The 11270-nt window shown below is 40.5% G+C and carries 6 protein-coding genes and 1 pseudogene; 3 read left to right on the forward strand and 4 right to left on the reverse strand.

The window, feature by feature from the left end:
- Positions 1-17: 17 nt before the first annotated feature.
- Positions 18-2396 carry a leucine-rich repeat protein gene (locus BVU_RS21070; protein ID WP_012055588.1) on the forward strand — a complete coding sequence of 793 codons (2379 nt, stop codon included), beginning with the start codon at positions 18-20 and terminating at the stop codon, positions 2394-2396.
- Between the two features lie 616 nt (positions 2397-3012).
- The gene (locus tag BVU_RS16090) at positions 3013-3789 is read left to right on the forward strand and encodes a phage integrase SAM-like domain and Arm DNA-binding domain-containing protein (RefSeq protein ID WP_229035913.1); all 777 of its coding nucleotides are present in this window, start codon (positions 3013-3015) and stop codon (positions 3787-3789) included.
- 77 nt (positions 3790-3866) lie between these two features.
- Here BVU_RS16090 and istB read toward each other — a convergent pair whose 3' ends face one another.
- From istB to BVU_RS23050, 4 genes and pseudogenes are all read right to left on the reverse strand, one after another.
- The gene (istB, locus tag BVU_RS16095) at positions 3867-4622 is read right to left on the reverse strand and encodes an IS21-like element helper ATPase IstB (RefSeq protein WP_004288784.1); all 756 of its coding nucleotides are present in this window, start codon (positions 4620-4622) and stop codon (positions 3867-3869) included.
- An 11-nt stretch (positions 4623-4633) separates the two neighbouring features.
- A complete protein-coding gene (istA, locus tag BVU_RS16100) occupies positions 4634-6232 on the reverse strand; it encodes an IS21 family transposase (protein ID WP_012055590.1) in 1599 nt (532 codons plus the stop codon).
- Positions 6233-6370: 138 nt separating this feature from the next.
- Positions 6371-6835 (reverse strand): immunoglobulin-like domain-containing protein, encoded by a 465-nt coding sequence (locus BVU_RS23045; protein WP_309582934.1) that lies wholly within the window; start codon positions 6833-6835, stop codon positions 6371-6373.
- Positions 6836-7171: 336 nt separating this feature from the next.
- Positions 7172-7441 (reverse strand): annotated as a pseudogene (locus BVU_RS23050) (hypothetical protein); the annotation flags it as partial.
- Between the two features lie 788 nt (positions 7442-8229).
- Here BVU_RS23050 and BVU_RS16110 point away from each other — a divergent pair.
- A complete protein-coding gene (locus tag BVU_RS16110; protein WP_241510161.1) occupies positions 8230-11268 on the forward strand; it encodes a SusC/RagA family TonB-linked outer membrane protein in 3039 nt (1012 codons plus the stop codon).
- The last annotated feature ends 2 nt before the right edge of the window (positions 11269-11270 follow it).

The following is an 11270-nucleotide window of genomic DNA, read 5'->3' on the forward strand; positions in this document are numbered from 1 at the left end:
TTAATAGCTAACTTGATATGAAAATATTTAGATTATTGACAGCTTTATTATTGATTGCTGTATGCGCAGGATTGGGTTCTTGTGGCGATGATGAATTAGACACAAAGCCATTGGAACCAGTTATAGATGAAATTACAATTAGTGATACTTCTTTCGATTTTGAAGCTAATGGTGGGGAAGAAACATTGTCTTTTTCAACTAACAGAGATTGGACTGTAAGCCTTGCCAATACCGCTAATGGTGAGAATTGGTGTACGGTTACTCCTTTAAATGGAAAAGCAGGAGATAACAACATTCAAATCAGAGTGGCAGCAAACAAAGGCTATGATGATAGGAATGTGTCTCTTACCATAGCAGCAGGTGGCACAAGCAGAACTGTTATCATCAACCAAAAGCAACAAAACGCTTTAACCCTTACAGCAAATAAATTTGAAGTAGGTAAAAATGGCGGTAAAATCAATGTGGAAGTAAAAGCCAATATCCAGTATGAAGTAATTATATCGGAAACATCCAAAAATTGGATTAGCCAATCAGCTAAAACACGTGGATTAACCAGTAATAATCTTTCGTTTGATATTGCACCAAGCGAAGAATATGATAAACGAACCGGAGAAATTATAATCAAAAGTGGTGAATTTTCTGAAACAGTCCATGTGTACCAAAGCGGAGAAGGTGTTCTGTTGCTCACTAAAAGCGAGTATTCAGTGAGTGACAAAGGAGAAACGATTGCTGTTGATTTAAAAAGCAATTTTGCATTTGATGTCAAAATGCCCGATGTGGATTGGGTGCAGTCCGCAGCAAAGACTCGTGGAATGTCAAGCCATACCCTTTATTATACCATTGCTCCAAATGAAACTTATGACAGCAGAGAAGCAGAGATTATCTTTTACGATAAGAACAGTGCAGTGAAAGACACTTTGAAAATAATGCAGGTACAGAAAGATGCTATTATTATAGGAAAGAAAGAATATAAAATATCTGCCAATGGAGAAACTGTTGGAATAGAATTAAGTTCAAATATAAACTATGACATATCACTGCCCACTGATTGCAGTTGGATAAAAGTGATTGATAAACCAATAACAAAGGGATTGGAACAGCATATTATTTATTTGAAAACTGATAAAAATGACACTCCAAATCAGAGAAATTGCGAGATAATAATCTCAAATAAAGCAAGTAATATTAGCGAAACGATAAAAATCATTCAAGAGAGTGGAGGTTATGTACATATTCATAATAAACTATATGAGATAGTAGGCGAAACGACATCCGTCCATATCGACATAGATGCAAATGTTTATTATACTCCTATTGTTCCGGCTGAATATTATTGGATAAAATATGTTAGGTCAAATGGGAATAGATTATACTTTGACATAGAAGAAAACTATTCTAATGAAATAAGAAAAGGGCATATCATAATTGATAGTCCTGCTATCTTGAAACAAGACACTATTCAGATTATTCAGACCCCAAAATCTAATTGGATTAAGAAAACCATACACCTTGATGTAGCTGGAACTTTAGAAAATCTGATAAATAGTGAGCAATTATTTCAAATAAATGAATTGACTTTAACTGGTAGCTTAAATGATGATGATTTTATAGTTTTGAATGACATGACAAGTAAACGAGGAAATCTGTCTTACTTGGATTTAGCTGATACCGATGTAAAAAGTTTAATGAATAAAGCTTTTTCATGGACTCTTTCAGAAAGCTCACTAAGTGATTTCGACTCCAAATTAATATCAATCATACTGCCCAAAAATTGTAAAGAAATCGGTTGGGAAGTTTTTGACGGATGTACAAGATTACAAATCGTTTCTTTGCCAAGTACATTAGAGAAAATAGGAATGTTTGCGTTCGCACAAACAGCTATAAAATCAATTAACATTCCCTTTAAAGTGACACGCATAGAAGAAGCTACATTTTTAATGTGCCAAAATTTATCATCTATCACTATGAAAAATGTGGCTTTTATTGGCAATAATGCGTTTACCCAATGCTCCAATCTATCTCAAATAGATTTACCGAAAAGTCTTGTAACAATAGAACACAACGCATTCTCAGATACAGGAATACAGCAGGTGGAATTGCCTAATGGATTTACTGAATTATCTGACAATCTTTTTATGGGTTGTACGAAATTGGAAAAAGTAATTTTACCTGCAAGTTTAAAATTTATGAATGATGGCTGTTTTAGTGGTTGTGAGCAATTAAAAGATATTTATATTTATGCTCCAACTCCTCCCAGTTATCGAGACATTTATGACGATGCGTTTAGAGATGTTCTTCTTGATAATTGTGTGTTACATATATCCAAAGGAAGCTATGCAGCATATCGTCATGCCGATGGTTGGAACAAATTTACTAATATAGTCGTGGAAGAATAGTAGCAATATTAATAAATGATTCCAATTTGATATTAAGATATAAAAGGCGGCATTGATTATCTTTGCCGCCTTTATTTATGCATTTTCATGAATAAGCAGTATATAACAGCTATAATGTGTTTCAATTAATAATAGTACCTTTTTTAGTGAAAGTTAGTTTTATAGACCCCAATTCAAAAAAGTACTATGCTTACTTTGAATAACTATATGGATATTTGAAACTTCATTTTATAATTGCTATTTTTGCAATGCAGGTTTATTCTGCAAAAGAGATTATTAAATTATTGTCAAACACTTCTTGTTTTTCCTCCAAGTTAAACCAAGAGTTAAACCGCTTCATTTAAGCGAAAAGTAGATATAAGCTAATCAATTTAATGCCAGTTATTTAATGATGATATTAATAAGGTTAGCGCACCTGCTTTGGGAGCAGGGGGTCGTGGGTTCGAATCCCGCTACCCCGACAAAAGAAAAAGGCTTTGATAATCAGTGGTTTGATGCTGTTTTCAAAGCCTTTTTTATTATAAAAATCTTCATTTTATTGATTAAAAAAAAGGAATTTTTGCCCATCAATGGACACAAAAACTTATCCAAAACTTATCCTTTAATTTTAATCAGTATGGCAACTCTCAAACTAACAATTTTCAAAGCAAAAGTTTTAAAAGATGGCAGACATAAAATTAGAGTGGCCGTTTGCCATAAGCAGGAAACTTGCTACATTATCACTCGGTTTATCATAGATAATCTCTCCCAGTTCAAGAACGGACAGGTGGTAAAACGCCCGGATGCCGCAATGATAAATACAAAATTGCGTAATCTTCTCAATAAGTATCAGGAAAGATTGGACAAGATAGATAATCCAGGTATCTATTCATGTACACAGTTGAAGGATTTCATCTTAAGGGAATCTGTGGATACACAGGGGGAATCATTTAAGTCTGTGTGTGATGCATATATTGAGGAACTGTTTAAAAACAGTAAAACCAACTATGCTAATATGATGAGGGAAAGTGAGGCTCATTTCTTGAAGTTCCTGCGTGGGGATGTACGACTTGTCGATATTACCCCGGAACTTATAGAGCAATATGCAGCGTATCTTGAAAAAAAGAATTGGAGCCGGGCGACATTGGGGATAGTAATGAGAAATACGCGGACAATCATAAACAGGGCGATAAAAAAGAGAAAGGTTTCATATAATGTACATCCTTTTGTAGATTATTCTATTCCGCAATCTCCTGTACGCGATGTCAGTATCAGGCTGGAGTCTTTGTCCAAGATACTTAATGCTGAGGTTGACAGTAATTATCTGTCAGTAGCCAGAGATTTGTTCTCTCTTTCATTTTATCTCGGAGGTATTAATATGACTGACTTGATGGATATGGATTGTAGATACTAATTGAAAAGTGCGCTGTATTCTAATTGAAAAGAGCTCCATCCATAACTTGTTACAAAATTACTATAAGTTTAAAATATTCATTTATCTTGTCTCATTTTTTGTGTTTCCTTAAGCCTATAAGACAGTCCGGTCATATTAACCAGATAAGCTTTATGTGTAAGCCTGTCAACCATTGCCGCCACAAGCACCTTGTCCTTTATGATTTCATTCCATCTGTTAAAAGCCAAATTAGTAGTAATGATTGTAGCCTTTTTTCCGGCTCTTAACGACAGGTGGTTAAAAAGCAGTTCTCCTCCTTCCTTGTCACAACTGACATATCCGAACTCATCACAGATGACCAGATCGTATTTTTCAAACCTTAATTGTAGCGTCCTCAGTGTCTTTGCTGATTTAGCCTCCCTTATCTGGGTAAGCAGGACCGGCACTGAAGTAAACAATACGGTAAAGTCCTGTTGGCAGGCCTTTATTCCTAAAGCCGTAGCAATATGCGTCTTTCCCGTTCCCGGATTTCCATACAGGACCAGGTTTCTTCCCTGTCTGATGAAGTCCAGTGTCTCCAATTCAGGTAATATTACCTGTGCCTCTTTGGGCATGTCTTCCATAACAAGCTCATGCAGATACTTCATTTGTGGAAATCCCGCAGATCTTATCCTTGATCTTCTTCTACACTCCCTTCTCCTGGCGCTTTCCTTTCCAAGCAATTCCGTCAAGAACTGCAGATGGTTCCAGTTTTCTTCAGCTGCCAATGAAAGGGTGCATTCCAGTTCCTCTTTAAAGGCCAGAAGCTTCAGTTCTGCAGCATAGTCATAAATGGTTTCTTTTTCTGATTTCATATATTATAAACTTAAATGGTTGGTATTATATCATGCACTTCATTGTATCCTGTCATGAGCGCCGTGATGCCTTCAAGCATATCCACAGCTTCTCTTTCTATATTCTCCTGTTGTGCCGGGAGAACAGGCGGTTCCATGGTTTCTTCTGTCTCTCCCTGTACGCTACCATGCAGCATGGCCTTTACCTGGTCCGGAGATATCTTTCTGACACCACGTCCGGTCAGCTCCTTGCATGCCGTGACAATGTCCGTTCCGGAAAATCCATTTTTTCGGGCATAGTCCAGCAACAGAACAAACGTCCTGTTGTCCTCCTTGAAATGGATGTCATACAGCCTTCTCAGTTCTTCCGGTGCTCTTTGCCAAACCACAGAGTGGGGCAATGCCCCCGGTTTACGGGAAAGTGTACGCAAATAGTGCTCCAGCTTGATGCACCAGTCTCCACCGCAATAACTGCGTTGATGAGAGGCCACTTTCTCCTTCCCGTACAGGATGACGATTTTTTCACTATAAACCTTGACATGTACTTTTTCTCCCACAAGAGAATCAGGTACGGAATAATGAACATTTTTCATGCTGATAGTTGACCATTTATCCACAATGTACTCATAGACCTCAAAACAGCCCAGATTACCGGGAAAAGGCTTCAGCGATGACAGGTCAGCTTCCAGACGTGATGTTTTCTCCGCTGTTGAAAGACTGCCTTGCTCGTTGTTGACCTGCATACATACCCGGTTTAAATGCTCCTGGGCAGAATGTATATCACCAAAATGGTCTGTCAGGCAGAAAGCTTTCCTTCTGACATATTCCACGCTGCGCTCCACATGTCCTTTCTCCCATCCGGCCCGTACATTACAGAAACGGTACTCAAAACAATAGAAACCGGACATCTTCATCAAAGCTTCTGTAGGTTTCTTATCACCACCGACAAAGCTCTTGACGGCTACACGCATATTGTCATAGACCATCATGGCGGGGACACCATGTATATCCCTGAAAAAGTTACGGTGGGATTCCATGAAGGCAAGCGTATTCTGATGCCTGAAAAGATAGGCGTATCTGCCATTGCTATGCCCGAAAGTGAATACGGCCAGATAAAACTTGGTTTTGACGCCGTCAATAAAAAGAAGAACTTCACCCCAGTCAAACTCGGCAATGCATCCAGGCTCATAGAACAACCGGATAAAGGCTTCGCTCTTTTTCTTCTCTTTGTATGACTCTATATTTTTTATATAACTGCATACTGTGGCGTAACTGATGGTGTATCCTTGAGATAACAGAAACTGGTGGATATCCTTTTTCAACATGCGCTGTTTGCGAAGTCCGGTAGCTATCTTAACGGCATTCTTCTTCAGGCAAAATCCTATCTTATCCTTAATCTCTTGTGTGAGCCGGCGAGGACGGCGTCTGGAACTGTCATACCTGGGCTGGATGGTAAGCAAATCACTCAAAGCCTCTTCTGGATTGTCCGTGCGGATGGCTGATTCGTACTTTGAAAGAATATTGTCAACGGTATGACGGCTGACATGAAGTTCACGAGAGATACGCCGTTTGCTATAACCGCATACTCTATACATGTGTATTATTGATTGTCTTTCTACCATAGTCTTCATTTTACCTTTGCATTTGGATTATACAAAGGTCATTATACTTATCCTATGGTGGCGCAATTTTCAACTGGAATATTGGCGCACTTTTCAATTAGTATCTACAATTCGTAAGAAGCTTTATATCAACTTTTTTGGGATAATTTACATATTCACGCTGATTACATCGGAAGAATCACGAACAGCTTCTTTGATGTCTGCCAGCCGGAATTCGGTCATGAGCATAATTTTCTGTTTTTTATCGGTTAATTCCACCTCATAGAAGAACCTGTATCTGCCCGGTCGGTTGGGCAGGACATTCGGGTTTAAGTGAGCTTTAAACAGAAATTGTTTTCCAGGTTTGATGATATAGCCAACGCAGTGGAAGTTTGTATTTATGGGAAGAGTTCGCCAGACTCCATGTTGGTTTTCATAAGTAATCCGGTATGGGTCTCCACACCCTATCTCGTGGTCGCTCTGATTGAATAGTACAAAAGTGGCGGTATGAGCCGTGTATGGGTATGCAGAGAATTCAGGATATAAATGGATGCCCAAAGTGTCGGAAGTGTATCGTTGATTGTTGGGTGTTGGTTCTATGGGTCCTTCAAAACGGATAGCGGGTGAGTCCATGACCTTCTTACGGAAAACGGCTCTGGCTTCCGGAGAGTTTAGACATAAATTTACAACAAGATGATTACCTTTTATGCCCGATCCAGATATATTGCCGTCTAATCGAGTGCCCTCTATTTCTGAACGCGCATATCGTTTTCGCAGTTCATTCTGTATCTTTTGCAGTTCTTGCTCTGTAAACACAGAATCCTTTACACTCTGAGTAGCTACAGGAAGATGGCAGATCGTGTCTTGGGTATGAACGGAGATTGTTTGAGCGCCTTGTGTAATCGAAGCTGAATCACTCTTTACCGCAGGCTGATTGTTGCTGGACGGTTTACCGCTACACCCCACAAGCAACCATACCAAGAGAAGAATCAATACCATTCCTAAAGCTAAATAAAGCATTGTCTTAAAATAGGCAACCTTATCCAGCTCTTCTTTTTCCAAAGTTTTCTGGCGGATATCTTCCATTTTTTCCACCGTCATCTGAGAGAGGTCAGTCTTTTTTCCTGTATCCAATAACCGGTGGTAGGTGTCTGTTAGCCTCTCCCGATTCCGTTTGCGCAACTCTCGATTTTCTTTATCGCGTTGCAGCATGTCGTTGATACATCCTAATGTTCCCATGAGTTCTTAATTAGATTATCTGCCTTAAAAATAACAATAAAAAATGAAATGTTAAAGAATCAATTAGTTAAATGCTTCCTTTTTTTGTTTTTTATAAAGGGTTAGTAAAATTAAGAACGAAAGGTGAGGACGTTGATTTAATTACATCACAGATTTGTAATCTAATAATGCCCCAATTACGAGATCTGTTTTAATATACGTATTATGGAATAATATCCTTGATCTTCGTTCACGTAGAATCCATATTACACAGCCAGTCAGACATCTTGGTATGCTTCGTAATACAGTAATTTTAATCCCTAAACCTAAGCTCCGAGGATGTATATCAGTAAAAAGAACGGCATTACAAGCTCCTCTATACAATTACTATCAAATACAACCATGGTTATACTACCAGATAAATTTTATTTTGAAGTTACAGATATCGGAACTTCTTTCACCGTTTACGTAAACGGTATTTTTTCATCAAAAAAATTATAAATATTGGATTGTATTTTAATTTATATATTTGCGTTGAAAAATAAAATAACCTTTAAAAAAGAGCGAATTTATTAACTTGTTAATTGAAAAAATCATAATTAGAAAAACTGCTTAAAACCGAAATAGAAATCACAGATAAATTTTCATAAAACACATCTTCAAATATTAAAGCTATGAAAAAAGAGCGACTAAAGTTAGTAAGCGCTATGTTACTTTTATCCGGCTTTTCTACCGGATATGTTCAGGCCGCCCCTCATGCAGCGGCTGTAGAAATGCATTCTGTATAACAGGACAATGCTTGTACGGGAGTGGTTGTGGATCAGAACGGTGAAACCGTCATCGGTGCGTCTGTTGTTGTCAAAGGGACAACGAACGGAACAATAACGGGACTGGACGGAGATTTCAGTATTCCAAACGTAAAGAAGGGTGATGTCATTGTCGTTTCATATGTGGGTTATATGAACTCTGAAATCATATGGGAGGGCAAGCCCTTGAAAATAGCACTGAAAGAAGACAGCAAGACCTTGGACGAGGTTGTTGTTGTAGGTTATGCGACTGTCAAGAAAGCCAATCTGACCGGTGCGGTTTCTGCCGTCGATGACAAAGTGCTGGCAGACCGTCCCATCGTCAATCTAGGACAAGGTTTGCAAGGAACAATCCCTAACTTGAACATCACCACCAGCGGACAGCCAGGAAAAGGCTCAAGCTTCAATGTCCGCGGTGAAACGTCCATCAACGGTGGTAGCCCGCTGGTTTTGGTTGACGGAGTACAGATGGACCCGAACCTGATCAATCCGCAAGATGTGGCAAGCGTATCTGTATTGAAGGATGCAGCTTCTGCCTCTATCTATGGAGCCCGTGCCGCTTATGGTGTTATCCTTATCACAACCAAGAGCGGTCGCAAGAATATGCCTACACAAGTGTCATTCGATGCATCTGTCTCATTCAACAGCCCGATAACCCGTCCGGAATATATGAATTCCATGGAATATGCGCACTGGATGAACGCCGCAAACAATACGACCAGCGGCCGTGACCTGCTCAGTCAGGAGGAAATGGAGCATATAGAGGCTTATTTCTATGATCCGGTCAATAACCTTCCAGTCTTTGTGGCAAAGGACCCCAGCAGCTGGCAGTACGGAAACTGTCAGGCCGGCAAATATGCCTATTGCGGAAATACGGATTGGATGAAAGAGATGTATAAGAAAACTTACCCTGTCCAAAAATATAATGTAAATATTAACGGTGGTAGCGACAAGGCCACTTATTATACCTCGGTGGGTTATATGGACCAGGGATCACTGATGCGTTACGGGGATGAGGGCTTCCGTAAGTTCAATATGGTGAACAATATCAATTATGACATCAACAACTGGATGAACGTATCCATGAAGACAAGCTATATCCGTACCGAACTGGACGGACTTGCCCAGGATGCCGTGCACGGAGAGTCATGGATCGGTAACGACACACAACCTCTCATGCCTGTAAAACATCCTGATGGTAACTGGTCAGGTCAAGGTAATTACACCAACTTTGCCGCAGTTTTGGATGAGATGGGTTCACGTAAGACCACGAAGAATGACTTCTGGAACACCCTTGCCTTGAAACTTACCCCATTGAAAGGACTGACAATCAACATGGACTATACATTCAACTATTATGCGGAACATGGCAAGGTACACAGAAAAACATTCAACGAATACGGTATAGATGGCAAATTCTTACAGGTTTTCCAACACTCCAGGCCAAGCGGCGTGTCAGAAAGCCAGGCCAATGACACATACAACGCTTTCAACCTGTTCGGTGACTATGAACTAACTTTGGGCAAACATTATTTTAAAGTAATGGCCGGTTACAATCAGGAAACCAAGCATACCCGTGGCTTCTCGGCAAGCCGGGATGAGCTTATCTCCAATGACCTTCCCTCAATGGACGCCGCTACCGGAGAGAAATATGTGGGCAACTCGGATGACAGCTGGGCCACAAGAAGCGGTTTCTTCCGTGTAAACTACAGTTTTGCGGACCGTTATCTGTTGGAGGTGAACGGCCGTTATGACTTGTCGTCCAAATTCCCGAAAGATGACCGTTCCGTATTTAGTCCTTCCTTCTCTTTGGGCTGGAAATTATCGGAAGAAAGCTGGTTCAAACAAGCCACTAACGGATTTTTTGATGAATTGAAGATAAGAGCCTCTTACGGTAGTCTGGCAAACCAGGCTTTGGATAATGGGTGGTACGCTTATCTGTCCAATTATGGAACAGGTACCTTGGGATATATCATGGGGGGAAAACAGCCCCAATATGTATTGCCCGGTGGTCTTGTAAGCAATACCGTTACCTGGGAAAAGGTTACCCAGTGGGACTTGGGGCTTGACTTTGTCATCCTGCAGAACCGTTTGAAGGGTACATTCGACTATTACCAGCGTAAAACGACCGATATGTTGGGACCGGGTAGAATATTGCCTAATATCCTAGGTATGAGTGAGCCCTTGGAGAATGCCGCCGATATGGTAACACGCGGTTGGGAACTGGCATTAACCTGGAATGACCAGCTGGACAACGGATTGCATTACAGTGTGGGATTCAATCTTTCTGACACCCGGGCGGAAATCACTAAATATGACAATCCGACCAAGTCATTGTCTTCTCCATATTATGAAGGACAGATAGTCGGTGACATCTGGGGATATGAATCCAGCCTGTTCCAGTCTGCCGATGAGATAGCTTCGGCTCCTGACCAGTCCAAACTGGACGGCGGAATCAGCAAAGTGCCCGGTGATATCAGATTTATGGATATTGACGGCAACGGTGTCGTGGATTATGGAGAGAATACGGTTGACAAGCCGGGTGACATGAAGATTATCGGTAACAACAAGGCGCGTTACCGTTACGGATTCAATATCTCGGCGGACTGGAAGGGCTTTGATTTAGGAATATTCTTCCAGGGTGTCGGAAAACGTGACCTGATGCTCCCCTATACATTTAAATGGCAATACGGAAGCATGTGGCAGGTTTCTACAGCTGTAGGTAACGATTACTGGCGTGAAGACAATGCAGGGGGCTGGCTTCCGGTGGCACGTTTCAATGGCAGCCAGGCTTTAGGTCAAAACCAGACACGCTATCTGCTTGACGCATCCTACCTGCGTCTCAAATCATTGTCTTTCGGATATACCCTGCCTGTTTCCCTGACGAAACAATGGGGAATACAGAAATGCCGCGTATATTTCACCGGAGAGAACCTGCTGACTTTCAAGCATACTCCGGAAGGATTTGACCCAGAACTGGACGATCCATACAAGTATCCGCAGCAGAAATCGCTGGCTTTGGGACTTAATGTTGTATTCTAATC

Source organism: Phocaeicola vulgatus ATCC 8482, from assembly GCF_000012825.1.
GTDB lineage: Bacteria > Bacteroidota > Bacteroidia > Bacteroidales > Bacteroidaceae > Phocaeicola > Phocaeicola vulgatus.